This window comes from Methylobacterium sp. yr668 (assembly GCF_900116245.1).
In the GTDB taxonomy this organism is placed as follows: domain Bacteria; phylum Pseudomonadota; class Alphaproteobacteria; order Rhizobiales; family Beijerinckiaceae; genus Methylobacterium.
This window is the reverse complement of the sequence record NZ_FOZY01000024.1, coordinates 57,120-83,658: the sequence shown is the minus strand read 5'-3', so window position 1 is coordinate 83,658 and position 26,539 is coordinate 57,120. Positions and strand designations below refer to the sequence as shown.

28 protein-coding genes and 1 tRNA gene are annotated in these 26,539 nt (G+C 71.3%); 14 read left to right on the top strand and 15 right to left on the bottom strand.

The window, feature by feature from the left end; all coding sequences use genetic code 11:
• Positions 1-232: 232 nt before the first annotated feature.
• The 3 genes from BM419_RS23775 to BM419_RS23765 are packed head-to-tail and all read right to left on the bottom strand — an operon-like array spanning position 233 to position 3,146.
• Positions 233-838, bottom strand: a complete 606-nt coding sequence (locus tag BM419_RS23775; RefSeq protein WP_091927842.1) for a LutC/YkgG family protein — start codon at positions 836-838, stop codon at positions 233-235.
• Positions 835-2,406, bottom strand: a complete 1,572-nt coding sequence (locus BM419_RS23770; protein WP_091927841.1) for a lactate utilization protein B — start codon at positions 2,404-2,406, stop codon at positions 835-837. The genes BM419_RS23775 and BM419_RS23770 overlap by 4 nt, the downstream gene beginning before the upstream one ends.
• Positions 2,403-3,146: a (Fe-S)-binding protein gene (locus tag BM419_RS23765; RefSeq protein WP_091927840.1), complete on the bottom strand. Its 744-nt coding sequence runs from the start codon at positions 3,144-3,146 to the stop codon at positions 2,403-2,405. The genes BM419_RS23770 and BM419_RS23765 overlap by 4 nt, the downstream gene beginning before the upstream one ends.
• Before the next feature lie 216 nt (positions 3,147-3,362).
• Here BM419_RS23765 and BM419_RS23760 point away from each other — a divergent pair, with 216 nt between their 5' ends.
• Positions 3,363-3,755 carry a DUF2267 domain-containing protein gene (locus BM419_RS23760; RefSeq protein WP_012319882.1) on the top strand — a complete coding sequence of 131 codons (393 nt, stop codon included), beginning with the start codon at positions 3,363-3,365 and terminating at the stop codon, positions 3,753-3,755.
• Positions 3,756-3,929: 174 nt separating this feature from the next.
• A complete protein-coding gene (locus BM419_RS23755; RefSeq protein WP_012319883.1) occupies positions 3,930-4,148 on the top strand; it encodes a hypothetical protein in 219 nt (72 codons plus the stop codon).
• A 3-nt stretch (positions 4,149-4,151) separates the two neighbouring features.
• On the opposite strand, the gene BM419_RS23750 is transcribed toward BM419_RS23755, so the two are convergent.
• Together BM419_RS23750 and BM419_RS23745 are read right to left on the bottom strand one after the other, a co-directional pair.
• Positions 4,152-5,045, bottom strand: coding sequence for a hypothetical protein (locus BM419_RS23750; RefSeq protein ID WP_091927839.1), 894 nt, complete (start codon positions 5,043-5,045; stop codon positions 4,152-4,154).
• A gap of 84 nt (positions 5,046-5,129) precedes the next feature.
• Positions 5,130-7,199, bottom strand: a complete 2,070-nt coding sequence (locus BM419_RS23745) for a M3 family metallopeptidase (RefSeq protein ID WP_091927852.1) — start codon at positions 7,197-7,199, stop codon at positions 5,130-5,132.
• A 183-nt stretch (positions 7,200-7,382) separates the two neighbouring features.
• Here BM419_RS23745 and BM419_RS23740 point away from each other — a divergent pair, with 183 nt between their 5' ends.
• The 3 genes from BM419_RS23740 (at position 7,383) to BM419_RS23730 (ending at position 10,239) form a co-directional block, all read left to right on the top strand.
• Positions 7,383-8,390 (top strand): extensin family protein, encoded by a 1,008-nt coding sequence (locus tag BM419_RS23740; RefSeq protein WP_091927838.1) that lies wholly within the window; start codon positions 7,383-7,385, stop codon positions 8,388-8,390.
• A gap of 76 nt (positions 8,391-8,466) precedes the next feature.
• Entirely contained in the window at positions 8,467-9,579 is a 1,113-nt protein-coding gene (locus BM419_RS23735) for a L,D-transpeptidase family protein (protein ID WP_091927851.1), read from the top strand.
• A 270-nt stretch (positions 9,580-9,849) separates the two neighbouring features.
• Positions 9,850-10,239, top strand: a complete 390-nt coding sequence (locus BM419_RS23730) for a response regulator (RefSeq protein ID WP_012319888.1) — start codon at positions 9,850-9,852, stop codon at positions 10,237-10,239.
• Positions 10,240-10,277: 38 nt separating this feature from the next.
• Here BM419_RS23730 and BM419_RS23725 read toward each other — a convergent pair whose 3' ends face one another.
• Together BM419_RS23725 and rsmI are read right to left on the bottom strand one after the other, a co-directional pair.
• Positions 10,278-10,667, bottom strand: coding sequence for a YraN family protein (locus tag BM419_RS23725; protein ID WP_056528391.1), 390 nt, complete (start codon positions 10,665-10,667; stop codon positions 10,278-10,280).
• Positions 10,664-11,635 carry a 16S rRNA (cytidine(1402)-2'-O)-methyltransferase gene (rsmI, locus tag BM419_RS23720; protein ID WP_091927837.1) on the bottom strand — a complete coding sequence of 324 codons (972 nt, stop codon included), beginning with the start codon at positions 11,633-11,635 and terminating at the stop codon, positions 10,664-10,666. The genes BM419_RS23725 and rsmI overlap by 4 nt, the downstream gene beginning before the upstream one ends.
• A 135-nt stretch (positions 11,636-11,770) precedes the next feature.
• On the opposite strand from rsmI, the gene BM419_RS23715 reads away from it, so the two are divergent.
• Complete coding sequence (locus BM419_RS23715) at positions 11,771-13,036, top strand: penicillin-binding protein activator (protein ID WP_091927836.1); 1,266 nt, start codon at positions 11,771-11,773, stop codon at positions 13,034-13,036.
• Here BM419_RS23715 and hemW read toward each other — a convergent pair whose 3' ends face one another.
• From hemW to rph, 3 genes are read right to left on the bottom strand one after another with little or no spacing between them, the layout of a single operon-like run.
• A complete protein-coding gene (gene hemW, locus BM419_RS23710; protein ID WP_175556358.1) occupies positions 13,037-14,224 on the bottom strand; it encodes a radical SAM family heme chaperone HemW in 1,188 nt (395 codons plus the stop codon). It lies immediately after the preceding gene.
• A 26-nt stretch (positions 14,225-14,250) separates the two neighbouring features.
• A complete protein-coding gene (gene rdgB, locus BM419_RS23705; protein ID WP_020091869.1) occupies positions 14,251-14,880 on the bottom strand; it encodes an RdgB/HAM1 family non-canonical purine NTP pyrophosphatase in 630 nt (209 codons plus the stop codon).
• Positions 14,877-15,590 carry a ribonuclease PH gene (gene rph / locus BM419_RS23700; RefSeq protein ID WP_026604745.1) on the bottom strand — a complete coding sequence of 238 codons (714 nt, stop codon included), beginning with the start codon at positions 15,588-15,590 and terminating at the stop codon, positions 14,877-14,879. The genes rdgB and rph overlap by 4 nt, the downstream gene beginning before the upstream one ends.
• 167 nt (positions 15,591-15,757) lie before the next feature.
• On the opposite strand from rph, the gene hrcA reads away from it, so the two are divergent.
• On the top strand, positions 15,758-16,813 hold the full coding sequence (gene hrcA, locus BM419_RS23695) for a heat-inducible transcriptional repressor HrcA (RefSeq protein WP_020091867.1): 1,056 nt from the start codon (positions 15,758-15,760) through the stop codon (positions 16,811-16,813).
• A gap of 54 nt (positions 16,814-16,867) precedes the next feature.
• Here hrcA and BM419_RS23690 read toward each other — a convergent pair whose 3' ends face one another.
• Positions 16,868-17,662, bottom strand: a complete 795-nt coding sequence (locus BM419_RS23690; protein ID WP_091927835.1) for a DUF1236 domain-containing protein — start codon at positions 17,660-17,662, stop codon at positions 16,868-16,870.
• A gap of 239 nt (positions 17,663-17,901) precedes the next feature.
• Here BM419_RS23690 and BM419_RS23685 point away from each other — a divergent pair, with 239 nt between their 5' ends.
• The 3 genes from BM419_RS23685 (at position 17,902) to BM419_RS23675 (ending at position 20,878) form a co-directional block, all read left to right on the top strand.
• On the top strand, positions 17,902-19,266 hold the full coding sequence (locus BM419_RS23685; RefSeq protein WP_056528373.1) for an MFS family transporter: 1,365 nt from the start codon (positions 17,902-17,904) through the stop codon (positions 19,264-19,266).
• An 82-nt stretch (positions 19,267-19,348) separates the two neighbouring features.
• On the top strand, positions 19,349-20,542 hold the full coding sequence (locus BM419_RS23680) for an alpha/beta hydrolase (RefSeq protein ID WP_091927834.1): 1,194 nt from the start codon (positions 19,349-19,351) through the stop codon (positions 20,540-20,542).
• Positions 20,543-20,596: 54 nt separating this feature from the next.
• Positions 20,597-20,878 (top strand): DUF2312 domain-containing protein, encoded by a 282-nt coding sequence (locus BM419_RS23675; RefSeq protein WP_020091862.1) that lies wholly within the window; start codon positions 20,597-20,599, stop codon positions 20,876-20,878.
• Between the two features lie 54 nt (positions 20,879-20,932).
• Here the strand turns inward: BM419_RS23675 and BM419_RS23670 are convergent, their stop codons facing one another.
• A complete protein-coding gene (locus BM419_RS23670; RefSeq protein WP_091927833.1) occupies positions 20,933-21,910 on the bottom strand; it encodes a phosphoribosylaminoimidazolesuccinocarboxamide synthase in 978 nt (325 codons plus the stop codon).
• A 212-nt stretch (positions 21,911-22,122) separates the two neighbouring features.
• On the opposite strand from BM419_RS23670, the gene BM419_RS23665 reads away from it, so the two are divergent.
• Positions 22,123-22,875: a Crp/Fnr family transcriptional regulator gene (locus tag BM419_RS23665; RefSeq protein ID WP_020091860.1), complete on the top strand. Its 753-nt coding sequence runs from the start codon at positions 22,123-22,125 to the stop codon at positions 22,873-22,875.
• Positions 22,876-22,979: 104 nt separating this feature from the next.
• Here the strand turns inward: BM419_RS23665 and BM419_RS23660 are convergent.
• From BM419_RS23660 to BM419_RS23650, 3 genes are all read right to left on the bottom strand, one after another.
• Positions 22,980-23,055, bottom strand: a tRNA-Phe gene (locus BM419_RS23660).
• 103 nt (positions 23,056-23,158) lie between these two features.
• The gene (gene yacG, locus BM419_RS23655) at positions 23,159-23,344 is read right to left on the bottom strand and encodes a DNA gyrase inhibitor YacG (RefSeq protein ID WP_091927832.1); all 186 of its coding nucleotides are present in this window, start codon (positions 23,342-23,344) and stop codon (positions 23,159-23,161) included.
• Positions 23,341-23,994: a Maf-like protein gene (locus BM419_RS23650; RefSeq protein ID WP_091927831.1), complete on the bottom strand. Its 654-nt coding sequence runs from the start codon at positions 23,992-23,994 to the stop codon at positions 23,341-23,343. The genes yacG and BM419_RS23650 overlap by 4 nt, the downstream gene beginning before the upstream one ends.
• A gap of 378 nt (positions 23,995-24,372) precedes the next feature.
• Between BM419_RS23650 and BM419_RS23645 the strand changes: the two genes are divergently transcribed.
• The 3 genes from BM419_RS23645 to phaZ all read left to right on the top strand — a co-directional run bounded on the left by BM419_RS23645 (position 24,373) and on the right by phaZ (position 26,442).
• The gene (locus tag BM419_RS23645) at positions 24,373-24,582 is read left to right on the top strand and encodes a hypothetical protein (protein WP_020091857.1); all 210 of its coding nucleotides are present in this window, start codon (positions 24,373-24,375) and stop codon (positions 24,580-24,582) included.
• A gap of 170 nt (positions 24,583-24,752) precedes the next feature.
• Positions 24,753-24,998, top strand: a complete 246-nt coding sequence (locus BM419_RS23640; protein ID WP_056528359.1) for a hypothetical protein — start codon at positions 24,753-24,755, stop codon at positions 24,996-24,998.
• 235 nt (positions 24,999-25,233) lie between these two features.
• A complete protein-coding gene (gene phaZ / locus BM419_RS23635) occupies positions 25,234-26,442 on the top strand; it encodes a polyhydroxyalkanoate depolymerase (protein ID WP_091927830.1) in 1,209 nt (402 codons plus the stop codon).
• Positions 26,443-26,539: the final 97 nt, after the last annotated feature.

The following is a 26,539-nucleotide window of genomic DNA, read 5'->3' as shown; positions in this document are numbered from 1 at the left end:
ATCTCCTTGCCGGATGACGGCCCATCCGCCGTCCAAGCAAGGGGCGCGCCCGACCGTCGGTTCCGGCTCGATCGGGGAGTCGCGGGTGAGACGGGGGCGCCGCGTGCGTCGGACGGCGCCACCGTCATCGCGAGCGGAGCGAGCCAGGGCGGCGCGACATCGCCGGGCACATGGTGCGTCCCTGGATTGCTTCGCTCCGCTCGCAAGGACGGTTGAAGCGATCGATACGGTCTCAGCCGCGCTCGGTGCCATCCCGCGGGAGCAGCACCACCGTCAGAGAGCGCACGCCCTGCGCGCCGTGGATGAGAACGCCCTCGATGTCGGCGGTGGCCGACGGGCCGGTATGCAGCACCGCGTAGGCCGAGCTGCCGAATTCCGGCCGGCGGTAGGCCGCCTGCACGTTCGGTACGATGTCGGCCGGGTCGAGCAGCACGACGAGGTGCTGCGCGAGATAGGCGACGGCGTTGACGATCAGCTGGTCCTGCGTGAACAGCACCGAGCCGGTCTCGGCGATGCCGAACACCGCGCGGACCACCGCCACGTCCACGTCCTCGACCTCCTGGGGCGCGCTTACGCTCCGCAGGTCGCGGTTGCCGGTCAGCTCCGGCACCGCGGAGGCGATAACCTTGGCGGCGTCGAGGCGCTCGCGCACGCCCGCGAACACGTCGCCGGCACCGGGCTCGGCCACGCGGCCGCCCATGCGCTTCAGCCGCTCGCCGAACTCGGCGACCAGGTCCTCGCCGACCAGCGGCGCGAACAGTGGCACCTCCGGCAGCGGGAAGTCGCCGGCCGGCCGGTTCCTGCGGATGCCGTCGAGGATCGCGTCGCGGGCGCTCATCGACCCGTGTCCTTCATGCGGTTCTGCTTGTACCAGGCGTGGAAGGTCTGGCGCGGCGCGTCGGGCATCTCGCGCTTCTTCCCCCAGGTGTTGAGCGGGTTGTAGACCGCGAAGCGCGGCAGGACCTTCAGGGCGGAATCCGCCGCGCCGATCGCCGCCCGGTAGGCGGCCGGGCGCGAGAGCACGGCGCCCGCGGCCTTCATCATGCCCTGCTTGAGCGCCGGGATCTGGTGCTCCTCGACCAGCACCTTCCGCCACGCGAAGATCTGCTCGTGGATGTTGATCTTCACCGGGCAGACGTTGGTGCAGGAGCCGTTCATCGTCGAGGAGAACGGCAGCGTCGAGTATTTCCGCTTGTTGAAGGTCGGATCGATGATCAGACCGATCGGCCCCGAATAGGTCGCGCCGTAGGAGAGGCCGCCCGAGCGCCGGTAGACCGGGCAGGTGTTCATGCAGGCGCCGCAGCGGATGCATTTCAGCGAGGTCCAGAACTCCTCCATGCCGAGGCGCTCGGAGCGGCCATTGTCGACCAGAACCATGTGCATCTCGGTGCCCGCGCGGGGGCCGCGGAAATGCGAGGTGTACTGGGTGATCGGCGAGCCCAGCGCCGAGCGCGACAGCAGGCGGATGAACACCCCGAGGTGCTCGACCTTCGGGATGATCTTCTCGATGCCGATGGAGTGGATCTGCAGCGGCGGCACGTTGCCGGACAGGTCGGCGTTGCCCTCGTTGGTGCAGGTCACGACCGTGCCGGTCTCGGCGATCGCGAAGTTGCATCCGGTCATGCCGGCATCGGCCTTCAGGATGTAGGGCCGGGTGGTCTCGCGCTGGCTCTCGGCGAGGTAGTGCGCGTCGTCGTTGTCCGGATCGGTGCCGAGCGTCTTGGCGAAGACCTCGGCCACGTCCATCCGAGTCTTGTGAACCGCCGGCGCCACGACGTGGCTCGGCTCCTCGTTGTCGAGCTGCTGGATCCGCTCGCCGAGATCCGTCTCGATCACCTCGATGCCGTTGGCCGCCATGTGGTGGCGGAAGCCGCACTCCTCGGTGAGCATCGACTTCGACTTCACCAGCGTCTTCGCGCCGTGGCTCCGCAGGATCTCCAGCACGATCCGGTTGTGATCGGCGCCGTCCTTCGCCCAGTGGACGTGGACGCCGTTGGCCTTCGCGGCCGCCTCGAACTGCTCGAGGTACCGGTCGAGGTGGCTCAGCGTGTGGGTCTTGATCTGCGAGGCGAGATCGCGCAGCTCCTCCCATTCCGGGATGCCGTGCGCGGAGGCATCGCGCTTCTTGCGCAGGTCCCACAGGCGCTCGTCGTGGGCGGCCTGGTGCAGCGGCGCCGCGAGGAAGCGCTCGGCGGCCTCGGACTGGTTGATCGGGCGGTCACCCCGGATCTTCGCGCCGCGGGGCTGCGGCTCCCGGGTCTGCGGGGCGCGGATCGGCTTCGAAGCGGCTTCCGCGTGCTGGAGACGCCGGCCGTCCGGCGCCCGCTCGCTCTCGTCGTGGCCGGCCCGCACCTCGGGGTGGATGACGCCTTCGCGCTCGCGGGGGTTGAGGTCCTCGGCGCTCATACGGCGGCTCCGTTCAGCACCTGCGCGATGTGGATGTACTTGAGCGGCAAGCCGAGCCGTTCGGCGCAGCCCTTCTGGTGCATCAGGCAGGAGGAATCCGCCGAGACGACGTAGGCGGCCCCGGCGCGGTTCTGATCGGCGACCTTGTCGTAGCCCATCTTCGCCGAGACGGCGGGCTCGAACACCGAGAAGGTGCCGCCGAAGCCGCAGCACTCGTCCGGCCGGGCGAGGTCGACGAGCTCGACCCCCTTCACGAGGCGCAGCAGGTCGAGGGGCTTGGAGTAGTAGGGCTTCACCAGCTCGGTTGGCCGCGCGTGGTGGATGCCGCGCAGGGCGTTGCAGTTGGTGTGATAGGCGACCTTGTGGGGGAAGTTCGCCCAGGGCAGGTCCTCGACCTTCAGCACGTCGTGCAGGAACTCCACGAGCTCGTAGGTGCTGGCGCGGACGTGCCGGACCTCGTCGGTCTGCGGGATCGCCGTCAGGTGCTCGCGCACCTGGTGGACGCAGGATCCCGACGGGGCGACGATATAGTCGAAGCCGGAGAAGTTCTTGACGAACAGCGCCTCGGTCGCGGCGGCCTCGGCGTGGCAGCCGGTGTTGGTCATCGGCTGGCCGCAGCAGGTCTGGTCGAACGGGTACTCGACCGTGCAGCCCAGGCGCTCCAGGAGCTCGAGGGTGGCGATCCCGACCTCGGGCTCGAAGGCGTCGACGTAGCACGGCACGAACAGGCCGACCCGCATGGTCCGGCAACTCCCTGGATCATCCGGCCCCGAGGCCTGGAACGGTTCAAGACTGACCGAGGGTCTACCGGAAGGGGCGGCCCTTGGCGAGGTCGCGCGCTGCGGCACCGTGCCCGCTGTAACCGGGGAGTTTTCCTGGGAAGCGATGCCGCGCGCTTGATTTCCGACGCCTCAGAGTCGAAGGACGTCTGGAAGCGTTCCGAAGAGATCATCACCATGGAAGAACTGCTCGCCCGCGTCACCACCCGCACCGGGCTCGACGCCGCGACCGCTCAGACCGCCATCGGGCACATCCTGGCCTTCCTGCAGAAGGAAGGGCCCGCGGCCGAGGTCGGCCAGCTGCTGGCGGCCCTGCCGGGCTCCGAGGCGCTGATCGCCGAGTCGAATGCCGGCGAGAGCGGCGGCGGCGGCCTGATGGGCATGCTCGGCGGCATGATGGGCGGCGGCGGCGTCATGGCGCTCGGCCAGAAGCTGATGGCCGCCGGCGTGCCGATGGGTCAGATGCAGCCCCTCGGACAGGAGCTGTTCGCCTTCGGCCGCGAGAAGGTCGGCGAGGACGCGATGGGCCCGATCATCGGCTCGATCCCGGGGCTGAACCAGTTCGTCTGACCGCGGGCCGGTGTGCGCGGCCGCACTGCATTCGGGTGACGCCTGGACGAAAGTAAAAAAGAGGTTGCGGAGCGAAAGCTTGACGGAACCTGTCCACGCGATCCCCGTTATTGGGGATGTGCCCCGGATCGACGCCTTCGGCAGTGTCCGGTTCCGCACTCAAGCAGGCCGGCCATGCCCGTCTTCGAAGCCAAGAACCTGGACAGCGAGTTCGAAGGGCAGTCCCTGCTCGCTGCCATCCTGCACCCGACCCGCGCGGCGCAGACCCGGGCCCTGAGGCACGGTCGCCGGCGCGCTGAGCGCGCGGCGGCTCTGGCCGATCCGATGACGATCGAGCCGCGCTTCCCGATCGCGCCCGGCGAGCTGGCGCCGACCGGGTTCACGGGCCGCTGAGGTCTACCAAGCCTGCGCGGTGACGAGGCCCTGGCGGGTCACCACCACCCATTCCCGACCGTGGCGCTCGACGCCCTCGACGCGGCCGACGCCCGGGATGACGTCGCCGGGCGCGACCTCGACGAGGCGGCGCCGGCGGTTCTCCAGGATCGCGGTGCCCTCGTAGACGTCCCGCAGGGCCCAGCCCTCGATGACCGGCGGCTTGTCGGCGGCCGCCGGCTTCGGCTTGGGCTCGCTCACCTTGGCGTCCGCGACCTTGACCTCGGGCTTCGCCTCGGCGGCGCGGGCGGGCTCGCCGATGCTGCCGGTCTGGGTCGGCTCCGCCTTCGCGGCGGCCGGAGTCGCGGCCGCGCGGCGGTCGAGCTGCGCGGCGAGGCCGCTGAGGCGGGTGTTGTGGTCGCGCTCGACCTGCTCGAGCCGCTCGCCGAGGGCCGTGACCTTGCCGTTCAGGCTCTTGTCGACCTGCGCCAAGCGCTCGCCGAGGGCGGTGCTGCGGCTGGCCGCCTCCTTCCGCGCCACGTCGGTCGAGGCGCGCAGGTCGGCGAGCACGGTGTGGAGCTGCGCGATGTCGGCGGCGAGGCGCACGGTCTCGGTGCGGCCGGCATCGAGCGTCGTCTCGAGGGCCGCGAGCGCGTCGGGCCGGACGGAGGCCGGGCGGGAGAGCGCCATGACGCCCCCGCCCAGGAGGACGCCCAGCGCGAGGGCAGCCCCCGGGATCGCGAACCGCTTCGGATCCAGGCGCGCCAGCGACGCCAGCGCGAACTTCCCGCCGGCCGGCGAGGCCGCGGTCTCGGTCGCGGCGGCCGCGGCGTCGGTCTTGCCGGTCACCGCGGCCTTGAGCAGGTCGGCCGGCGAGATGCCCTGGGAAACGCCCTGCTTGGCTTCGATCTTCGTCATCGCCCCGAACTCCGCACGCGGCCTCGCGCTGCAAGCGTTCGTTAAGGACGTTTGTTTACGAAACCCTTACCGCACGCCCGTCGCTCAGGCCGCGAGCCCGCGCTTCTTCAGGAGCGGCTCGATGCTCGGCATCCGCCCCCGGAAGGCCGTGTAGGCCTCGCGCGGGTCGCGCAAATTGCCGGCCCCGTACACGAAGGTCCGCAGCCGCTTCGCCGTCTCCGGATCGAAGATGTCGCCGGCCTCGCGGAACGCGTCGAAGGCGTCCGCGTCCAGCACCTCAGACCAGAGGTAGCTGTAGTATCCGGCGGCGTAGCCGTCCCCCGAGAAGATGTGGGCGAAGTGCGGCGTCCGGTGCCGCATGCTGATCTCGGCCGGCATGCTGATCCGCCGCAGCGCCTCGGCCTCGAAGGCGGGTACGTCGAGACCGTCCTCGCCCTCCGCCGAGAGGTGCAGGGTCATGTCGACGATCGCCGAGGACGTGTACTCCACGGTGGCGAAACCCTGGTTGGAGGTCCGCGCGGCGAGCAGCTTCCGCAGCAGGGCGTCGGGCATGGGCTCGCCGGTGCGATGGTGGCGCGCGTGGGTCCGCAGGACTTCCGGCTGCTCCAGCCAGTGCTCGTAGAGCTGCGAGGGCAGCTCCACGAAGTCGCGCGATACCGCCGTCCCGGACAGGAGCGGGTAGGTCACGTCCGAGAGCAGCCCGTGCAGGGCGTGGCCGAACTCGTGGAACAGGGTGCGCGCGTCGTCGAAGGACAGCAGCGTCGCCTCGCCGTCCGGCGCCTTGGCGAAGTTCATGACGTTGACGATGATCGGCGTGACCGTCCCGTTCAGGCGCTCCTGCGAGCGGAAGGCGCTCATCCAGGCGCCGGACCGCTTCGAGGCGCGGGCGAAGTAGTCGCCCAGGAACAGGCCGACCTCGGACCCGTCGGGATTGCCGACCCGCCAGACCCGGACATCGGGATGGTAGCGCGGCACGTCGGCGAGTTCCGTGAAGGTCAGACCGAACAGCCGCGAGGCCGTGTCGAACGCCGCCTGGATCATCCGCTCCAGCGGCAGGTACGCCTTGATCTCGCTCTCGTCCAGGTCGTGCTCGGTGCGCCGCACCTTCTCGGCGTAGTGACGCCAATCGTGCGCCTGGAGGGCGAAGTTGTGGCCCTCCGCCTGGATGGTGGCCTGGAGACGGTCGCGCTCCTCCGCCGCCCGCGCCCGGGCCGGCGTCCACACATCCCGCAGCAGCCCGGTCGCCGCGTCCGGGCTCGCCGCCATCGTGTCGTCGAGGGCGAAATGGGCGAAGCTCTCGAAGCCGAGGAGCCGCGCCCGCTCGGCGCGCAGCCGGATGATCTCCGCGATGATCGCCCGGTTGTCGGTCGCGCCGCCGTTCTCACCGCGCCGCGTCCAGGCCGCGTAGGCGCGCTCGCGCAGGTCGCGCCGGGTCGAGCAGACCAGGAACGGCTCGATCAGCGAGCGGGACAGGGTGATGACGTGCCCGTCGAGGCCGCGCTCCTTCGCGGCGCTCTCGGCCGCGGCCCGCAGGAACGGCGGCAGGCCGGCCAGATCCTCCTCGCCCTGCAGCGGCAGGGTGAAGCTGCTCTCGTCGGCCAGGAGGTTCTGGCTGAACGTGGTCCCGAGCTCCGACATGCGCGCCGCGATCTCGGCGATGCGGGCCTTGTCCTCGGGCCCGAGATCCGCCCCCGACCGGCGGAAGCGGATCCGGTACCGGTCGAGGACCCGGCGCTGCTCCGCGCTCAGGCCCTCGGCGTCGATCGCCGAGATCCGGGCCCAGAGCTCGGGGTTGAGGTAGATGGCGCTGCCGTGCCGGGCGAGCTTCGGCCCGATCTCCCGCTCGATGGCCTGCAACTCGGGGTTCGTGTGGCTGCCTGTCAGGTTGTAGAACACGCCGGCGACGCGCTCGAGGGCGAGGCCGGCCCGCTCCATCGCCTCGACGGTGTTGCCGAAGGTGGCGGGAGCGGACTCACTCGCGATGGCGCGGATCTCGGAATCGTGCGCCGCCAGGGCGGCGTCGAACGCGGGCCGGTAGTGCTCCGGCCGGATCCGCTCGAACGGCGGGAGGCCGTGCGGGGTGCTCCACTGCGCCTCGCGGAAGGGATTGTCCGGCGGCAGGCTCGGGAGCCCGGCATCAGCTGCGTCCGACATGCAGTCCTCGATCTCGACGTCCAAGCGACGGCGCGATCGTACGCGCCGCAGGTGCGCCGACATGGGGTGTGCCGGCGCGATCCGGAAGACAGTGGTCCGATCGGCGCGGCCGTCAACCGGGTCTGGGCGATCCGAATGGCGTCTCGCCCGTTGTAGAGGCCAACGCCCACGCTTCGAGGCCCCATGCCGGGACGCAGCCTGTCGATCCTCCGATCCGCGACGCTCCTGGCGGGCGGCGCCCTCGCCGCGGGGCTCGCGCTACCGGCCACGCCGGTCGGCGCCGTCGAGACGCCGGCGGCCACGGTGCCGACGCCCCCGCCGCTGCCGCCGGAACGCCCCGAGGCGCTGAAGCCGCCCGTCGCCGAGCCGGCACCACCGACGCCGCCGGCGCGGCCGCCCGAGCTGAAACCTGCCGTGGCTGAGCCGAGCAGGGAGCCGAGCAAGGACCTGGCCCGGGAGCCGTCGAGGGAGAATGGCCGGGACAAGCCGCCGGAGTCCGGGCAGGAAGCCGGGAAGGAAGCCCCGAAGGAACCCGCGAAGGAGACAGCGAAGGAGACAACGAAGCCCGAGATCGCCTCACCGCCGCCAGCGCCGCCCGCGCGGCCGCCCGAGCTGTCGGGCGCGGCCGCCCTGGCGCTCAAGGTGACACCGCCGGACGATTCCGCCTGCCGGACGCGCCTCAAGCGTCTCGGGGTCGAGTTCGAGCCGCTGCCGCCGATCTCCGAAGGCCAGTGCACCGCGCCGCTGCCGCTCAAGGTGACGAAGTTCGCCGACGGCGTGACGCTGCCGCAGGGCGCCACGCTGACCTGCCGGACCGCCGAGGCGCTGGCGCGCTGGGTCACGGAGGTGCAGATCGAGGCCGATCGAACCCTGAAGCATCCGCTGACCGCGCTCGAACTCGGCGGTTCCTATGTCTGCCGGGGACAGAATCACGACGTCGACGCGAAGCTCAGCGAGCACGCCTTCGCCAACGCCGCCGACATCATGGGCTTCGCCTTCGCGGGACGCGCGAGCATCCCCGTCAAGGCGATGCCGGACGGTTCCGAGGAGGCGCAGTTCCTCGGCGCGGTGCGCGCCAAGGCCTGCGGCTTCTTCCGCACCGTCCTCGGCCCGGGCTCGAACGCCGCCCACGCCAACCATCTCCACCTCGACGAGCGCGAGCGTAACGGCGGTCACCGCCTGTGCCAGTAGAACCGGGTGGAACGTTCCCGCAGGTCCGGCATTTCTCGGCTCGGGAGCGCGTCCGCTCCCCGGAATGACGACGGCGATGATCCCGAAACCCTGGCGGCCGGTCTGCGTGGCCCTCCTGGCGAGTTGTCTGGCCGCGCACGGCGCAGCCGCCCGGACCGGGAAGGGCCGGAAGGTCGAGACGGCCCAGCCGCCGGCGCTGACCGCCGAGGCGGTGAACGCCGCGACTCTAGCGCAGCCGGGCGCCGGGAAGAGGGAAGGCACGAAGTCCGACACGAAGGCCCGTCGGGCCAAGTCGTCGGACGACAAGCCCGATCCGCTGATCGTCAAGGCCCAGGTGCTGCTCGATCGCGCGCGCTTCTATCCCGGAGCGATCGACGGCCGGAAGGGCGACAATTACCGTCACGCCCTCTCGGCCTTCGCGGTGGCGCAGGGGCTTCCCGCCGGCGAGACCCTGACGCCCGAGATCTGGGACAAGCTCCAGGCGACCAGCGACAAGCCCGCCGTCACGGACTACACGCTCACCGAGGCCGACGCCGCTGGCCCCTACGTCGAGCGGATCCCGCCCAAGATGGAGGAGCAGGCCGAGCTCAAGTCGATGGGCTACACCAATCCCCGCGAGATGCTGGCCGAGCGCTTCCACATGAGCCGCGACCTCGTCAGCGCGCTCAATCCCGGCAAGCCCCTCGACAAGGCCGGCACGACCATCGCGGTCGCGGCGGTGGACCCGATGGGCACGGACAAGCCGAAGGGCAAGGATCTGCCCCAGGAGCCGAAGGTCGAACGCATCGAGGTCGACAAGTCGAGCCGCGACGTCCGCGCCTACGGCGCCGACGGGAAGCTCGTGGCCTATTACCCCGCGTCGATCGGCAGTGCCGAGAAGCCGGCCCCGAGCGGCGAGACCAAGGTGAAGGGCGTCGCGTTCGACCCGGACTACACCTACAACCCGAAATACGCGTTCAAAGGCGTGAAGGCGCAGCACAAATTCACCATCCAGTCGGGGCCCAACAACCCGGTCGGCCTGGTCTGGATCGACTTGGCGATTCCGAGCTACGGGATCCACGGGACGCCCGAGCCCGAGAAGGTCGGGAAGACGGAGTCCCACGGCTGCATCCGCCTGACCAACTGGAACGCCCGCGACCTCGCCGCGCATGTGACACGGGGCGCCAATGTCACGTTCAAGGACGATTGAGCGGCCGCGCGGCGACACTCGCATACGCCCGCGCGAAGCCGCCCGCACAAAAATGTATCATCGGTTAACATAGCGCCCGGTCTGGGTGTCGGAACGGGCCGGGAACGCTTGACACATTGCGCATTACGGGCGACGCCTCAGGTTGTCTCGCGGGCTGACCCTCGGGCCGCGTTCACCCGTCCGGACGCTGCTCACGCGGTGCGCAAGGCGTGACCAGCCGCATGGCAAGATCCCCGGCGACGGGGGCATTCGAAGGGAAGACGGCCCGGCGTGATTGCTGACCCCAACGACGACGTCCTCAACGGCGTCCGTGTTCTCGTCGTCGAGGACGAGGCCGCGATCTCGATGCTGCTGGAGGACATGCTCCTCGATTTCGGCTGCGCCGTGGTCGGGCCGGCCGCGCGGCTGTCCTCCGCGCTGGAGATGGCGTCGCAGGAAGCGTTCGAGGTCGCCATTCTCGACGTGAACGTGGCGGGTGAGCCGATCTACCCGGTGGCCGAGGCCATCGCCAAGCGCGACCTTCCGCTGGTCTTCTCGACCGGTTACGGCGGTGCCGGCATCCGCGAGCCGTTCCGCGACAGGCCCGTCGTCCAGAAGCCGTTCAGCCAGGCCGACCTGAAGCGGACCCTGATCGGGGCGATCCGCGCCGCTCGGGACTGAGACCCGGCGCGTCGGCTCCGGCGGCCTCGGGCCGCCCGTCAGAGACCCTCGATGGTGAAGACCCGCTCGACATGGGCGGGCCAGGTGCGGGATCCGACGAACACGGCGTCGGCCCGGAACGTCGACCCGGCACACCACGCATTGCGTCCGATCCAGGCGCGGACCGCGCGGGAGAACCGCCGCCGCTTGGCGGCGTCGATCGCCTCCCGGGCATCGTCGCGGCGCGCCCGAGCCTTCACCTCCACGAACACGACGGTCTTCCAGCGCCGGACGACGAGATCGATCTCGCCGCCCGCGACGCTCACGCGCCGGCCGATCGGCCAGTACCCCTTGAGCATCAGCGCGGCGAGCGCCAGCCACTCGGCGCGGTGGCCGAGCCGGTAGGCGGCGCGGCGCCGGCCGGTCCGGTCCGGCAGGGCCCCGGTCATCCCTGGTCCCGCGCCAGCGCCAGCGCGCGGGTGTAGACGAGGCGCCTCGGCTGACCGGTCTCGTCGGATACAAGGCTGGCGGCATCCTTGATCGAGTGCCGCTCCAGCGCCGCCAGGATCAGGGCGTCGAGGGCGGCATCCGAATCCGCGCTGCGCTCCGGCGCCGTCGCCGCACCGATGATCACCACGATCTCCCCCTTCGGCGGTCCCTCCTGGGCGAAGCGTGCGCTCAGGCTGCCCAACGTATCGCGCCGGATGGTTTCGTAGAGCTTGGTCAGCTCGCGGGTCACGGCCGCCGGCCGCTCCGAACCGAGCACCGCGGCGGCGTCGGCCAGCATGTCGGGCAGGCGATGCGGCGACTCGAACAGGACCAGGGTGCCGGGAACCTGGATCAGCGCCTCCAGGCGGTTGCGCCGCGCTCCGGCCTTCTGCGGCAGGAAGCCCTCGAAGAAGAACCGGTCGGTCGGCAGGCCCGCCGCGACCAGCGCGGTCATCACCGCGGACGGCCCCGGGACGGGCGTGATGGCGATCCCGGCCTCGATGGCGGCCTGGACCAGCTTGTAGCCGGGATCCGAGACGAGCGGCGTCCCGGCATCCGAGACCAGCGCCAGGGCCTCGCCGGCGGTGAGCCGCGCCACCATCCGCTCGCGCACCGCGTCGTTGGAATGCTCGTGATAGGCGAGCAGCGGCGTCGTGATCCCGTAATGCGCCAGCAGGTTCCGGGTGACGCGGGTGTCCTCGGCCAGGACCGCGTCGGCGGCCGCCAGCGTCGCCAGCGCCCGGATGGTGATGTCGCGCAGGTTCCCGATCGGCGTCGCCACGATGTGCAGGCCCGGCGACAGGGGTTCGGTCTCGCTCGCGAGGCCGAAGGCCGTGAAGGTCGTGCTGCGCGGGCGGTCGGGGGCGAGCTTCGGGGACGGAGCTCGGGTCGGGGCGGCGGGCCCCGGGTCGTCGAATCTGCGGGTCATCACCGGCGATCTTGCCACACTGGTCGCCTCTCGTCGCGGCGAGGCCGCGTGGCCGGGGGGCAAGTCCCCGCCGCCGCGTTTACATTTGAGAATCCGCCGGTCAGGCTGCAGAGCCTGCCCGAAGGAGTACGCGCCATGGCGCGCCCGACAAGCGCGCGGGACCGTCTCGTGCGTGTCACCGCCCAGACCGCCGCGCTCTGCGCGATCCTGCTCTCGCTCGGCGGTTGCGTCGGCAGCGACCTCGCGCGACGCGCGACCGGGCCGCAGGCCGAGCTGTCACCGCCGGCCGCCGTGCCGGATGCGCCGGGCGCCGCGCCCGCGGCGCCGTCGATGCCGGCCGCGGGCGGCGGCGGGCGCATCGGGGCGGGCTCGGTGAAGGTCGCCCTGGTGCTGCCGCTGACCGGCCAGGGATCGACCGTGGGGGCCGCGATGCGCAACGCGGCGCAGCTCGCCTACGACGAGGCCCAGCAGCCCGACCTGACGCTCATCGTCGAGGACGACCGGGGCAGTCCGGACGGCGCCCGGGAGGCGACCCAGGAGGCGCTGCGGCAGGGCGCCGAGATCGTGCTCGGCCCGCTCTTCGCCGGCAGCGTGCAGGCCGCCGCGGCCGTCGCCAGGACCGCCGGCAAGCCGGTCATCGGCTTCTCCACGGACGCGACCGTGGCGAACCAGGGCGTCTACCTGCTGAGCTTCCTGCCGCAGCCGGAGGTGGACCGCGTGGTCGAGGACGCGGTCGCGGGCGGGAAAAGGTCCTTCGGGGCGCTGATCCCCGAAACCGCCTACGGCAACGCCGTCGAGGCGGCGTTCCGGGAGGTCGTCGCCCGAAAGGGCGCGCGCGTCGCCGCCGTGGAGCGCTACCCGGCCGGCGCGCCCGGCCCGGCGGTCGAGCGGCTCGCGCGGGTGATCGCCGGGCCCGGTGCCACCGCCGACGCGCTGTTCATCCCCGAGACCGCGGACGCGATGCCCGCCGTGGCGGCCGCGCTGACGAAGGCGGGCTTCTCGCCGGCCCGGGTGCGCCCCCTCGGCACCGCCCTCTGGAACGAGCCGTCACTGTTCGCGGTGCCGGCCCTCCAGGGTGGCCGCTTCGCCGCGCCGGACCGCGTCGGCTTCTCGAATTTCAGCGCGCGCTACCAGGCCCGGTTCGGCGCCGTCCCGCCGCGGGTGGCCTCGCTCGCCTACGACGCGGTGCTGCTCGCAGCGGCCCTGTCGCGGCGCTACGGCTCGCAGCGCTTCGCCGAGACCACCCTGACCAACGGCCTGGGCTTCGCCGGCGTCGACGGGACGTTCCGGTTCCGGCCGGACGGTCAGAGCGAGCGGTCCCTCGCGGTCTACGAGATCCGCAACAACGCCGCGACGCCCGTCAGCCCGGCGCCCCGGGTTCTCGCCAAGCCGGCGATCTGATCAGGCGGCGAGCTCGGCGACCAGGGCGTTGAGCACCGGCGCCCCCCGCGCCGTGGCGGCGATGCGGCCGCCCGGCAGCCGCTCGAGCAGGCCGTCCCCGATCAGCATGCCGATCCGGTTGCCGTTCAGCGGCCGGCCCTTGAGCGCCGCGTAGCGGTCGGGATCGATCCCCTCGCGCAGGCGCAGGCCCATCACCAGGAACTCGTCGGCCTGGTCGGCGGCCGAGAGGCTCTCGGTCTCGACGATCCCGTGGCCCTCGGCCTCGACGCGGGCGAGCCACGCCTCGGGCGACCGCTCCGTCACGGTTCCGACCCGGCCCTGTCCCGTCACGAGCCGTCCGTGGGCGCCCGGACCGATGCCGGCATACTCGCCGTAGCGCCAGTAGAGCAGGTTGTGCCGCGATTCCGCCCCGGGCCGCGCGTGGTTCGAGATCTCGTAGGCCGGGAGGCCGGCCTTCGCGCAGAGCTCCTGGGTGACGTCGTAGAGGGCGCGGCCGACCTCGTCGTCCGGCGTCACCAGCTTGCCGGCGGCGGCGAGCCCGTGGAACGGCGTCCCGGGCTCGATGGTGAGTTGGTAGAGCGAGAGGTGCTCGGCGGCCCGCGCGAGCGCGTCACTTAGCTCCGCCCGCCACAGGTCCGGCGTCTGTCCGGGCCGCGCGTAGATCAGGTCGAAGGAGGTCCGCGCGAAGGCCGACTGCGCCAGGGCGATCGCGCCGAGCGCCTGCGCGGTGTCGTGCAGGCGCCCGAGGGTCCGCAGCGAGGCGTCGTCGAGGGCCTGGATCCCGAGCGACACCCGGTTGACCCCGGCGGCGCGGTAGCCCTGGAAGCGGCCCGCCTCGACGCTCGACGGGTTGGCCTCGAGGGTCACCTCCGCGTCCGGCGCGACTGCCCAATGCTCCGCCACCGCGTCGAGCAGCCCGGCCACGGTCGCGGGCTGCATCAGCGAGGGCGTGCCGCCGCCGAGGAAGATGCTGGTCACGGTCCGGCCCGGCGTGCAGGCGGCGGTGTGGGCGATCTCGGCGCGGAAGGCTGCCAGGAAGCGCGGCTCGTCCACGCCCGCGTGGCGGACGTGGCTGTTGAAGTCGCAGTACGGGCACTTCGCGGCGCAGAAGGGCCAGTGCAGGTAGATCCCGAAGCCCGCGTCGCGGGTCGGATGGTCCGGGCCGGTCGATGACATGATGGCGGGCATGTGAGCGCCCGCGCGCCGTTTGGCAATCAGGCGCCGGGCGCGAGGCAGGCGCGGCTCAGCTCGACGAAGGCCCGCGCCCGGTGCGACAGGCCCCGCCCCTGCTGCCAGTCGACCCCGTGCTTCTCCTCGGCGCTCATCTCGCCGAAGGTGCGGTCGTGGCCGTCCGGCCGGAAGATCGGGTCGTAGCCGAAGCCCGCGGAGCCCTTCGCGGCGACGAGGTCGCCGAAGACCCGTCCCTCGAACAGCTCGGTGTGCCCGTCCGGCCAAGCCAGCACGAGGGCGGACACGAAGTGCGCCCGGCGCTCGGCGGCCCCGCGCCGGTCGAGTTCGGCGAAGATTCGCGCCATCGCGCCGGTGAAGTCCTTGGTCGCGCCGGCCCAGCGGGCCGAGAAGATGCCCGGCGCGCCGTCCAGGGCGTCGACGCACAGGCCGGAATCGTCCGCGAAGGCCGGCAGCCCGGTGGCGTCGGCCGCCGCCCGCGCCTTGATCGCCGCGTTCTCGGCGAACATCGTGCCGGTCTCGTCGGGCTCGGGCAGGCCGAGCTCGCCCGCCGACACCGCCTCGATCCCGAACGGCGCGAGCAGGTCGCGCATCTCGGCGAGCTTGCCGGCATTGTGCGTGGCGATGACCACCTTCCCGGTCAGACGGCGGCTCACGCGAGGGCCTCCTTCTGCAGGGCGACCAGCCGCTCGGTGCCGGCACGGGCGAGGCCGAGGAGCTCGAGGAGCTGCTCCTGCGTGAAGGGCTCCATCTCGGCGGTGCCCTGCACCTCGACGATGCCGCCGCGACCGGTGAGGACGAAGTTGGCGTCGGTCTCGGCCGCCGAATCCTCGGCGTAGTCGAGGTCGAGGACCGGCATGCCCTTGTAGAGTCCGCACGAGACGGCGGCGACGTGGTCGCGCAGCGGGTCGACGGAGATGATCGAGCGGGTCCGCATCCAGGCGAAGCAATCGTGCAGCGCCACCCAGGCGCCCGTGATCGCGGCCGTCCGGGTGCCGCCGTCGGCCTGGATCACGTCGCAATCGATCGTGATCTGGCGCTCGCCCATGGCCGGGAGGTTGGTGACGGCGCGCAGCGACCGGCCGATCAGTCGCTGGATTTCCTGGGTACGCCCCGACGGCTTCCCGGAACCGACCTCGCGGCGGGTGCGTTCGTGCGTCGCACGCGGCAGCATGGCGTACTCGGCCGTGACCCAGCCCTTGCCGGAACCGCGCAGCCACGGCGGCGCGCGCTCTTCCAGCGACGCGGTGCAGAGCACCCGGGTGTTGCCGAAGCTGACGAGGCAGGAGCCCTCGGCGTAGCGCGAGACCGCGCGCTCCAGGCTCACGGGCCGCAACTCGTCGGCGGCACGCTTGGAAGGCCGCATCGCGGGCCCCTTCTGTCGAGAGTGTCGAGGGCCGGGCTCTTAGGCCGCCGCGCCACCGCGGGCAAGCATCGCCGTACGGATTGATCCGCGCGGGACGGTTGGACATGATCGGACCACAGGATGACCCCGTGACACACCCCAGTTCCAACTTCTCGAACGGCCAAGCGATGCAGGCGCTCGCCGCCCTCAACGAGCGTGCCCGGGAGATCTTCCGGCAGATCGTCGAGAGCTACCTCACGACCGGCGAGCCGGTCGGTTCCCGGAATCTCGCGCGCATCCTCCCGATGGCGCTGTCGCCGGCCTCGATCCGCAACGTCATGGCGGATCTGGAGCATTCCGGCCTCATCTTCGCGCCGCACACCTCCGCCGGCCGCCTGCCGACGGAGCTCGGCCTGCGCTTCTTCGTGGACGCGATGCTCGAGCTCGGCGACGTCAGCCAGGACGAGCAGGCGCGCATCGAGGCGCAGATGCGCGCCGCCGCCTCGGGTCACACCTTCGACTCGGCCCTGGCCGAGGCCTCGACCATGCTGTCCGGCGTCTCCCGGGGCGCCGGGGTCGTCCTGACCACCAAGGCGAACGTCAACCTGAAGCACATCGAGTTCGTGCGCCTCGATCCGGCCCGCGCCCTCGTCATCCTCGTCTCGGACGACGGCTCGGTGGAGAACCGCCTCGTGGACCTGCCGGCGGGCCTGCCGGCCGGTGCCCTCCAGGAGGCGACGAACTTCCTCAACGCGCGCCTGCAGGGCCGCACCCTCGGCACGCTGCGCGCCGAGATCGAGGCCGGTCGCAAGGCGATGAAGCGGGAACTCGACGCGATCACCGAGCGCCTCGTCGACGCCGGGCTCGCCACGCCGGTCGGACCGACGGAGGCCCGCCAGCTGATCGTGCGCGGGCAGGCCAACCTGCTCGACGACCTGCGCGCGGTCGAGGATCTCGAGCGGATCCGCCTCCTGTTCAACGATCTGGAGACCCAGAAGGACGTGATCGATCTCCTGTCCCGCGCCGAGGGCGGCGAGGGCGTGCGGATCTTCATCGGCTCGGAGAACAAGCTGTTCTCGCTCTCCGGATCCTCGCTGATCGCGGCGCCGTTCCGCGACGGCTCGCAGAAGATCGTGGGCGTCGTCGGCGTGATCGGTCCGACCCGGCTGAACTACGCGCGGATCGTGCCGATGGTCGACTACACGGCGCGCGTGGTGTCGAAGCTCCTGGACGGCGGACGGTAGAGGGCACCGGGCAGAGGATCCGCCCGGCCCACCAATCTTCCTGTGATTGCCCGCTCAGGCCGGGATCACGTCCACGATCTCGTAGGTGTCGGGATCGATGATCACGATGTCGTCGCGGACCAGGACGAAGTCGTAGCCCTCGTATTCCGGCACCAGCTCGATGATCGCCGGCGGCAGCCTGTGGAGCCTGACCGAGCGGGGGATCGCGGTGCCGATCGCCAAGCCGAAAGCCACGTCCCGGAGCGGCGAGACGCCCAGACGCGTGATCGAGCTGCGGAACTCGGTCCGCTGACGGGTGTCGAGGCGGCCGACAGCGCCGCGGACGGCGCCGCGGTCGCGGGCACCGGCACGGCCGTCCCGTTCGCCGGCCGGACCGCGACCGCCGCGCTCGGGACCGGCCGCGTCGCGGTTGCCCCGCTCGGGTCCGGCACCCGGCTCGCGGCCACCCCGATCGCCGGCACCGCGTTCACCCGCACCGCGTTCGCCCGCACCGAGATTCGCGGCCGGGCCGCCCCGGTCCGCCGGTCCGTTGCGCTCGGCCGCGCCGCCCGGGCGACTCGGTCCCTCGGCGCCGCGCGGCCCACCCTCGGCACCGCCGGGACCGCGCATCGCCCCGCCCTCGGGCGCGCCGCCCCTCATCCCGCCGCCGGCACCGCCAGCAGGGCCGCCGGCAGGGCCGCCGCCGGACGGACCCGCGCCCGCTCCGGCCCCACCACCCGGGCCGCCGGCGCCGCCGCCCGCACCACCGGGTCCGGCCCCTCCGCCGCCCGGGCCGCCCTGCGCGAACGCCGTCGCCGCGCCGGCGACGACGATGGCGGCCGCGACCGCGTCTCTCAGAACTCGCTTCATGGCCTCTTCCTCCTGCGGTGGTCGGAACGCCATCGACGCCCACGCCGGCCCGCAACGGGGTCCTGAGGCGAACCGTTCCCTCCCGTGGCACTGTGGACCCGCGGCCGGTGACACCGCCCTGCGCTGTCCTCGGCTAAGTCGGATCACGGCCTTGCGATCGGGCGCGTCACCTGTAACGTCGCGCCGCACCAAGAAGAGACCGGCCTCGGCCGGCACCAAGATTGATCGACGGAGACGCCATGTCCGCCTCGCGCGACGATACGATCGGTATCGCACCGAGCGACCTCGATGATGCTGCGGACCGCAAGCGCCGGATCTGGGCGATCGTCGGCTCGTCGTCGGGCAATCTCGTCGAGTGGTACGATTTCTACTGCTACGCGTTCTTCGCGCTCTATTTCGCGCCCGCCTTCTTTCCGAAGGGCGATTCGACCAGTCAGCTCCTGCAGACCGCCGGCATCTTCGCGGTGGGCTTCTTCATGCGGCCGATCGGCGGCTGGCTGTTCGGGCGCATCGCCGACCGCGTCGGCCGCCGGACCTCGATGGTCATCTCGGTGCTGATGATGTGCTTCGGCTCGCTGCTGATCGGCATCCTGCCGACCTACGAGCATGTCGGCACGCTGGCCCCCGTGCTGCTTCTCCTCGCCCGCATGCTCCAGGGCCTGTCCGTCGGCGGCGAGTACGGCACCTCGGCGACCTACATGAGTGAGGTCGCGATCAAGGGGAAGCGCGGCTTCTTCGCCTCGTTCCAGTACGTCACGCTGATCGGCGGCCAGCTCCTCGCCTCGCTGGTCCTGGTTCTGCTGCAGACGGTGATGACCGGCCCGGAACTCACCGCCTGGGGCTGGCGCATCCCGTTCTTCATCGGCGCCGCGCTGGCGGTCGTCGCGCTCTATCTCCGGCGCTCCCTGGCCGAGACGAAGGACAGCAGCGACAAGGAGACCGCCGGCACCTTCGCCGCGCTGGCCAAGCACTGGCGGGCGTTCCTGGTCGTGGTCGCCTACACGGCCGGCGGCTCCCTGAGTTTCTACACGTTCACGACCTACATGCAGAAGTACCTCGTCAACACCGCCGGCATGCCGAAGACGTCGGCCTCGCAGACGATGACGGTTGTGCTGTTCGTCTACATGATCATCCAGCCGATCTTCGGCGCGCTCTCCGACAAGATCGGCCGCAAGGCCAACATGCTGCTCTACAGCGGCCTCGGCACGCTCATGGTGGTGCCGCTGATGACGGCCCTCGGCACCAACAAGGACCCCTACCTCGCCTTCGCGCTGATCACCCTCGGGCTCGCCGTGGTGTCGTTCTACACGGGCATCAGCGGTATCGTGAAAGCCGAGCTGTTCCCCACCAACGTCCGGGCGCTCGGGGTCGGCCTCTCCTACGCGATCGCCAACGCCACCTTCGGCGGCACCGCCGAGTTCGTCGCCCTGTGGTTCAAGGACGCCGGCATGGAGAGCACGTTCTTCTGGTACGTGACCGTCCTGATGGCGATCGCCTTCGTGGCCTCGCTGATCATGCCGAACCCCAAGGTCCACGGCTATCTCGACGGCGCGGGCACCGTCGAGGAGGCGCTGGGGAAGAAGCCGCGCCTCGCCCACGCCTGATCGGCCGCCCGGCTGGACCGGGCCGGACTTTCACGCTGATATGCCTCCCGCCGGGCGCGCCAGACGCCCGCGGGAGGACGCCATGTCGAGGAACGCCGCCGCCGGGGCGCTGGCCCTGCTCTGTCTCGCCATTGCATCCCCGTCCGGGGCCGCCGAGCCGGGTGCCGCCGACGGGCCGTTCAGGCCGACGCAGCCCGCGGGCTACTTCTTCGTCGGCGGCCGCTACGCCACCGCGGGCGGCAAGACGACGGCGTCCGGCCAGATGTTCGTGGAGTACCGCGTTCCGGAGCGGGTGACGCAGCCCTACCCGATCGTCCTGGTGCACGGCACCGCCCAGACCGGGACCAACTTCCTCGGGACGCCCGACGGCCGGCCGGGCTGGGCCGACCGCTTCGCCGCGCAGGGCTTCGCGGTCTACGTCGTCGACCAAGTCGGTCGCGGCCGCTCGGGCGGCGACCCGGACACCTACGGCCCCTACGCCCGCCTGCCCGCCGAGGATCTGGAGACGGTGTTCACCGGGCAGGAGCGGTCCGCGCTCTACCCGCAGGCGAAGCTCCACACGCAGTGGCCGGGTGGCGCCGGGATCCGCGGCAACGCCGCCTTCGATCAGTTCTACCTCTCCCAGGTGCCCTACATCGCCAGCGCGCTGCGGAGCGAGGAGCTGGTTGACCCGGCGCTGATCGCCCTGCTGGAGAAGATCGGCCCGGCGATCCTGCTGACGCACTCGCAGGCGGGCGTCTTCGGCTGGGCGGTCTCCGATCAGCGGCCCGACCTCGTGAAGGCGCACGTCGCCGTCGAGCCGAACGGGCCGACCTTCTACGACATCCGCTTCAAGGGCGGCGCGGACTGGTACGAGCGCGTCGGCGAGGCGCGGGCGCGGCCCTACGGCATCACCCGGGTGCCGCTGCACTTCGAGCCGCCGGTGAGCGGCCCGGCCGACCTGACGGTCGTCCAGGCGGAGAGCGCCGCCGCGCCCGACAGGATCCGCTGCTGGCTCCAGGCCGAACCCGCGCGCCGATTGCCGAACCTCGCCCGGGTGCCGGCGGTGATCGTGACCGCCGAGGCGTCGTTCCGGGCGACAATGGACGATTGCACGGCGGCCTTCCTGACTCAGGCGGGCGCGAAGCCGGACCGGCTGGCGCTCGCCGACCACGGCATCCGCGGAAACGGCCACATGATGATGCTGGAATCGAACAGCGACGCCGTGGCGGACGCGATCTCCGGCTGGATCCGGGGCCGGGTCCAGGGCCAAGTCGAAGCACCGGCCCGGCCTTAACCCACCGCTTACCCTGTCGGGCGAGGGTGCCCCCGTCATCCGACGAGGGACTGCATGACCGACATGACCGACACCGTGGGCGTCGCGGGCGACCGCATCCGCTCGATCATCGAGCGCGTGGAACGGCTGGAGGAGGAGATCAAGGACCTGATGGAGGCCAAAAAGGAGGTCTTCGCCGAGGCCAAGGGCGAGGGTCTCGACGTGAAGGTGCTCAAGGAGATCCTGAAGATCCGCAAGCAGGACAAGGACGAGCGCGACGAGCAGGAGACGCTCCTCGACGTCTACCTGCGCGCCATGGACGCGCCGTCGCCGGCCCCGATCGCCGCGGCGGCCTGACAGGCTCCACCGGGTGCGGCGCCGGGCGCCGCACCCCCTGTCCCGACCCCGAGGCTACGCCGCGAGATAGGCGGCGATGTTGCGCCGGATCCGCTCCAGGGGCTCCTCGGCCGGGTCCGGCAGGACGAAGCGCTTGCCCGTGATCGTCTCGTAGGCGCGGATGTAGACCGCGGCGGTCTCCAGGACGACCTCGGCGGGGATCTCAGGGATCGGGTCCTTGTACGGGTCGCAGCGGGCGACGACCCAGTTGCGCACGAAATCCTTGTCGAAGCTCTCCGGAGCCGAACCGGCGGCGAAGCGCTCGGGATAGCTCTGCGCGAACCAGTACCGGCTGCTGTCCGGCGTGTGGATCTCGTCGGCGAGGACGATCCGGCCCTCGGGATCCGTGCCGAACTCGTACTTCGTGTCGGCCAGGATCAGGCCGCGCTCCGCCGCGAGCGCCGTCCCGCGCGCGAACAGCGCCAGGGCCGCCCTCGACACGGTCTCCCACTGCGCGCGCGTCAGCAACCCGCGCTCGAGGATCTCCGCCTCGGTGAGCGGCTCGTCGTGGCCGCCGTCGAACGCCTTGGTGGTCGGCGTGATGATCGCCTCCGGCAGGCGCTGGTTCGGCCGCATCCCGTCGGGGAAGGTGTGGCCGTACATGTCCCGCTCGCCCGCGCGGTAGCGCGTCAGGATCGAGGTCGACGTGGTGCCCGCGAGGTAGCCGCGCACCACCACCTCCACGGGCAGGATCTCCAGGCGCCGGCCGACCACCACGTTGGGATCGGGATAGGCGAGGACGTGGTTCGGGCACAGGTCGGCGGTCTGCTCGAACCAGTAGCGGGCGGTCTGGGTCAGGACCTGGCCCTTGAACGGGATCGCCGCGAGCGCCCGGTCGAAGGCGCTGATCCGATCCGACGTGATGAGGATGCGCCGGCCGTCGGGAAGGTCGTAATTGTCCCGGACCTTGCCGCGGTAGTGCCGGGGCAGCTCGGGCAGGGTCGCGTCGCGCAGGACCTGATGCGCGTGCGGGGCGAGATCTGCCGTGTTCATCGGGCTTTCCGTCAGGCTGAACGGCGACCGCGCCGCCGGACTTCTGTGCGCGGACGGGCCGGGAAATTCCAGTCCCGGCCTCACCGAGGGCGCCCGGTGCCGGCCCTCGCCCTGGTCGCGCCCGACCGGGACCCTACACTTACGCGGGGACCAACGACGGTGGACGACCGGCCGCGCGACGCCGAGCGCTTCTGCCGGACGGCCGAGGCGCGATGAACGAGACACCCCAACCGTCGGTCAGAGATCCGTTCCTGCGCCGGATCGAGACCGTGGCCCTGTTCCGGCTGTCCGACGCGGAGCGCGCCGCCCTCGTCGCGCTCCCGCTGCAGGTCGCCCAGTTCGAGCCCAACCAGGACATCATTCGGGAGGGCGACCGGCCGTCCCGGAGCTTCACGCTGCTCAGCGGTATCGCCTGCACCTACAAGTCGACACGCGCGGGCAAGCGGCAGGTGATGAGCTACCACGTCCCCGGGGACGTGCCGGATTTCCAGAGCCTGTTCCTAGAGGTGCTCGACATCAACATCGCCACGGTGAGCGCCTGCCGCCTCGGCTTCGTCCAGCACGACACGGTCCGGGCGATGCTGCGGGCGCACCCGCGCCTCAACGAGGTGTTCTGGCGCGCGACGCTGATGGACGCCGCCCTGGTCCGGGAATGGATGCTCAACACCGGGCGCCGGGAAGCGTATGCGCGGATGGCTCATCTGTTCTGCGAGCTGATGACCCGCCTCGACGCCGTCGGTCTGGCACCCGACCGGACCTGCGACCTGCCGATGACGCAGCCCGAACTCGCGGATGCCCTCGGGATCACGTCGGTCCACGTCAACCGGACGATCCGCGATCTCAAAGCCGCCGGCCTGATCACGCTCCGGGGTCGCCGCCTCACCGTCCACGACTGGGCCGGGCTGCAGGAAGCGGCCGAATTCGATCCGACCTACCTGCACCTGCGCGACGCGGAGACGCGCTGATCAGGACGCGCGGACGCGCGCGACCTGCAGCCGAGTATTGTCAGAAAATCGAGAATCCTGTCGCCGGCTCTACCGATCCGATGGTCGGGCGCTCAGCGGGATGATGGTGCCCAGGGACGGAGTCGAACCGCCGACACTGCGATTTTCAGTCGCATGCTCTACCAACTGAGCTACCTGGGCGTCGTCCGCGCCGGTGCCGGCCTCGGACGTCGCGGGGTATAGTGAGTGCTTGGCGGCCTGTCCAGCCTCGCGTGACATCGACGGGACCGGAAGGCCGAAAAATTCAGCGCTCCGGATCCGGCGGGGGCGGCGGCGCGTCGGGATCGAGCTCCTCGGGGATCGCGTAGCGCTCGTTGAGCCAGCGCCCCAGATCGACGTCGGCGCAGCGCTGGGAGCAGAACGGCTGGAAGTCCGGCGCGGACGGTTTCCGGCAGATCGGACAGGGCGGCGGCCGGCGTTCGCGGTTCATGCGAGGGCGCCCCACCCGGCCCGCACAGGATACCCCTCGCCGTCGAGCAGGCTCAGGGTCTCGTAGAGCGGCAGGCCGACCACGCCGCTGTACGAGCCGACCAGCTTGACCACGAAGGCCCCGGCCAGGCCCTGGATCGCGTAGCCGCCGGCTTTGCCGCGCCACTCGCCCGAGGCCACGTAGCCCTGGATGTCCCGGCCCGAGAGCCGCTTGAACCGGACGCGGCTCTCGACGATCCGCTCGCGGCGCCCGCGGGGCGAGAGCACGCAGACCGCCGTGTAGACCCGGTGCTGCCGGCCCGAGAGCAGGCGCAGGCAATCCGCGGCCTCGTCGGGGATCTCGGCCTTCGGCAGGACGCGCCGCCCGACCGCGACGACCGTGTCGGCCGAGAGAAGCCAGGTCGGCGTCGTCGTGTCCTCCAGGTGGAGCGCCGCCTCGGCGGTGGCGAGCTTCGTCCGCGCGAGGCGCCGCGCCAGCTCGCGCGGCGGCTCGGCCTTGCGCGGTGTCTCGTCGATCTCGGCGGGCAGGAGCGCCGCGGGCTCGATCCCGATCTGCTGGAGCAGCGCGAGACGGCGGGGCGAAGCGGACGCGAGCACGAGTCGCGCCGTCGGCTCCCGCGTCGCGCCGATCGCTTCAGGTTTGGCGTCCATGATGTCCCGTTCGCACAATCGACCGGAGCCGCGCGACCGGAGCCGTGCGCGCCCTGCGCGGCGGCACTTCGTCGGCCGGGACAGGCTCGATGCGCCTGCCTGATAAGGGAAGGGGTCCGGCTTGTGAACTCGAGCGGGTGCCGACGCCCTGGCGAACGCGCGTGGATTCGCCTGCGCGATCCCGCGCGGCCCGGTGCGTCCGCGGACAGCGTTGCTCAGGTCTGGCGGTGCCTCGGCGTGAGCGGGGCGCCGGGGAATCCAGCTCAGAGCCCGGCGCGGGAGCATCCGCAAGAACAGCGCAAGTTGTCGAGGCGGCACGTAACCCATCGTTAACCACGATCGACGCAGGATGGCGTCACTCCAATGGGATCGTCATCGATGCTGAACGCTGACCCGCTCGTGCCGCGCCCGAAGCTCGTCAATGCGGCCCTGCTCGCCCGCGCCCTCGACGGGCTCCGGCCGCAGGTCGCCTCGCCGGTCGAGATGTGGCAGCGCCTCACCGATCAGTACGTGGTCGACCTCGACGCGGTCGCGGCGCTCCTGCCCGCCGACGAGCCGGAGACGCGCTGGCTTCCCGCCCGCGACTGAGTCCGGCCCGGACGGCGTTGCACCTCTCAAGGGACGCGTCGTGCTGCGCTGGCACATGACGTGCTTCAAGTCTTCAGCAACCGGAGGAAGCGACCAGGCAACGACAACGCGGTGGCTCGCACGCCGGAGCACCCCGCGGACCTTTCGATCACTCGAAGCTGAGGTCCGTCATGTCGGAATTGCTCTCCGTTGCCCTCGTCTGTGCCGGCACGCTGCTGGCCCAGGACTGCTCGCGCGACACCGCCCTCGACGTCATCATCGCGCCGGCGCACACGCCGATGGAATGCCTGATGCACGCCCAGACGATGGCCGCCCAGGCCGGGTTGCCCGGGGGCAGCGACCGGTACCTCAAGGTCGCCTGCGAGCATCGTCGGAGCGAGTCCGACCCGCGCCCGGTCATTCGCCGCGCCTCGTGACGGCGGGGGTGTGCCGGACGATTCGGCACACCCGAATGTGATCGGCGCAGCGCGTGATGCATCAAAGTCACGTCACGACGATTCTTGTTCGCATCCGCCTATCGGACAGTTGCCGCACTCGGGAACGGGACCCATCCTGCTCGGCCACGCTGATGCAACCCTCACTCCGGCATCCGCCAACGTTGCCGCCCCGATGGCCCGCGTGCCGGGCAGGGCTCAAGCGAGTGCCTGCCCGATGCTGTACGACGCGTTCGATCTGCAGACCGACATGGCCGCCCAGACCCGGGCGTGGGGGCGGCTGCTGAACGACATCTGGTCGCCCTGGGTCGGGTGGGGCGAGCCGGCGACCTGGATGTCCGCCGGGGCCCGGATGATGATGCGCGCGGGCCTGACCTTCGCGCGGCCGCCCTACGGCATCGACTCGGTGAATGTCGGGAACCGGAGCGTCCCGGTCTCCGAGGAGGCGGTCGAGGTCACGCCCTTCGCCACGCTGCTCCACTTCAAGAAGGACATCCACACCGAGCAGCCCAAGGTGCTGATGGTGGCGCCGATGTCGGGCCACTTCGCCACGCTGCTCCGCGCCACCGTGCGCACGATGCTGCCCGATCACGACGTCTACATCACCGACTGGCACAACGCCCGGGACGTGCCGCTCTCCGACGGGACCTTCGGCTTCGACGACTACGTGAGCCACCTCATCCAGTTCCTGCGGACCATGGGCGAAGGCGCCCACATGGTGGCGGTGTGCCAGCCCGCCGTGCAGGCCCTGGTGGCCGCCGCCGCGATGGCGCAGTCGAAGGACCCGGCCGCCCCGCGCAGCATGACCCTGATGGCCGGCCCGGTGGATTGCCGGATCAACCCGACGGGCGTGAACGAACTCGCGACCTCCAAGCCGATCGAGTGGTTCGAGAAGAACCTGATCGCGACGGTGCCGTCCCGCCACAAGGGGGCTGGCCGCAAGGTCTACCCGGGTTTCGTGCAGGTCTCGGCCTTCATGGCGATGAACGCCAAGCGCCACGTCCAGGGCCACGCCGACCTGTTCTGGCACATGGCCAACGGCGAGCACGACAAGGCCGAGGCGATCGAGTCCTTCTACGACGAGTATTTCGCCGTGCTCGATCTCGCCGCCGATTTCTACCTCGAGACGGTCAAGACCGTGTTCCAGGACCACGCCCTGGCCCGGAACGCGGTGTCGTATCGGGGCGAGCCGATCGACCTGCGCGCGATCCGCCGCACGGCGCTCATGACGGTCGAGGGCGAGCGGGACGACATCTGCGCCGTCGGCCAGACCATGGCGGCCCACGACCTGTGCTCGGACCTCGCCCAGTACATGCGGACCCATCACCTCCAGGCCGGCGTCGGCCATTACGGCGTCTTCGCCGGCCGGCGCTGGGAGTCGCAGATCTACCCGCAGGTGCGGAACTTCATCCAGGCGCACAACTGACCGCGCCCCGGTCGGGTCGGCGTCGCGCCGATTTGACCCGCCGACCTGCGCGGCCCACCATGCTAGGCACGTGTGACGGGGCCCGCCGGGCGCGGCT

Bases quoted from the DNA above. Each gene is read 5' to 3' on its own strand.
- BM419_RS23775 (WP_091927842.1), bottom strand. From the start codon at position 838: ATGAGCGCCCGCGACGCGATCCTCGACGGCATCCGCAGGAACCGGCCG.
- BM419_RS23770 (WP_091927841.1), bottom strand. From the start codon at position 2,406: ATGAGCGCCGAGGACCTCAACCCCCGCGAGCGCGAAGGCGTCATCCAC.
- BM419_RS23765 (WP_091927840.1), bottom strand. From the start codon at position 3,146: ATGCGGGTCGGCCTGTTCGTGCCGTGCTACGTCGACGCCTTCGAGCCC.
- BM419_RS23760 (WP_012319882.1), top strand. From the start codon at position 3,363: ATGGAAGAACTGCTCGCCCGCGTCACCACCCGCACCGGGCTCGACGCC.
- BM419_RS23755 (WP_012319883.1), top strand. From the start codon at position 3,930: ATGCCCGTCTTCGAAGCCAAGAACCTGGACAGCGAGTTCGAAGGGCAG.
- BM419_RS23750 (WP_091927839.1), bottom strand. From the start codon at position 5,045: ATGACGAAGATCGAAGCCAAGCAGGGCGTTTCCCAGGGCATCTCGCCG.
- BM419_RS23745 (WP_091927852.1), bottom strand. From the start codon at position 7,199: ATGTCGGACGCAGCTGATGCCGGGCTCCCGAGCCTGCCGCCGGACAAT.
- BM419_RS23740 (WP_091927838.1), top strand. From the start codon at position 7,383: ATGCCGGGACGCAGCCTGTCGATCCTCCGATCCGCGACGCTCCTGGCG.
- BM419_RS23735 (WP_091927851.1), top strand. From the start codon at position 8,467: ATGATCCCGAAACCCTGGCGGCCGGTCTGCGTGGCCCTCCTGGCGAGT.
- BM419_RS23725 (WP_056528391.1), bottom strand. From the start codon at position 10,667: ATGACCGGGGCCCTGCCGGACCGGACCGGCCGGCGCCGCGCCGCCTAC.
- rsmI (WP_091927837.1), bottom strand. From the start codon at position 11,635: ATGACCCGCAGATTCGACGACCCGGGGCCCGCCGCCCCGACCCGAGCT.
- BM419_RS23715 (WP_091927836.1), top strand. From the start codon at position 11,771: ATGGCGCGCCCGACAAGCGCGCGGGACCGTCTCGTGCGTGTCACCGCC.
- hemW (WP_175556358.1), bottom strand. From the start codon at position 14,224: ATGCCCGCCATCATGTCATCGACCGGCCCGGACCATCCGACCCGCGAC.
- rph (WP_026604745.1), bottom strand. From the start codon at position 15,590: ATGCGGCCTTCCAAGCGTGCCGCCGACGAGTTGCGGCCCGTGAGCCTG.
- hrcA (WP_020091867.1), top strand. From the start codon at position 15,758: ATGCAGGCGCTCGCCGCCCTCAACGAGCGTGCCCGGGAGATCTTCCGG.
- BM419_RS23690 (WP_091927835.1), bottom strand. From the start codon at position 17,662: ATGAAGCGAGTTCTGAGAGACGCGGTCGCGGCCGCCATCGTCGTCGCC.
- BM419_RS23685 (WP_056528373.1), top strand. From the start codon at position 17,902: ATGTCCGCCTCGCGCGACGATACGATCGGTATCGCACCGAGCGACCTC.
- BM419_RS23680 (WP_091927834.1), top strand. From the start codon at position 19,349: ATGTCGAGGAACGCCGCCGCCGGGGCGCTGGCCCTGCTCTGTCTCGCC.
- BM419_RS23675 (WP_020091862.1), top strand. From the start codon at position 20,597: ATGACCGACATGACCGACACCGTGGGCGTCGCGGGCGACCGCATCCGC.
- BM419_RS23670 (WP_091927833.1), bottom strand. From the start codon at position 21,910: ATGAACACGGCAGATCTCGCCCCGCACGCGCATCAGGTCCTGCGCGAC.
- BM419_RS23665 (WP_020091860.1), top strand. From the start codon at position 22,123: ATGAACGAGACACCCCAACCGTCGGTCAGAGATCCGTTCCTGCGCCGG.
- yacG (WP_091927832.1), bottom strand. From the start codon at position 23,344: ATGAACCGCGAACGCCGGCCGCCGCCCTGTCCGATCTGCCGGAAACCG.
- BM419_RS23650 (WP_091927831.1), bottom strand. From the start codon at position 23,994: ATGGACGCCAAACCTGAAGCGATCGGCGCGACGCGGGAGCCGACGGCG.
- BM419_RS23645 (WP_020091857.1), top strand. From the start codon at position 24,373: ATGCTGAACGCTGACCCGCTCGTGCCGCGCCCGAAGCTCGTCAATGCG.
- BM419_RS23640 (WP_056528359.1), top strand. From the start codon at position 24,753: ATGTCGGAATTGCTCTCCGTTGCCCTCGTCTGTGCCGGCACGCTGCTG.
- phaZ (WP_091927830.1), top strand. From the start codon at position 25,234: ATGCTGTACGACGCGTTCGATCTGCAGACCGACATGGCCGCCCAGACC.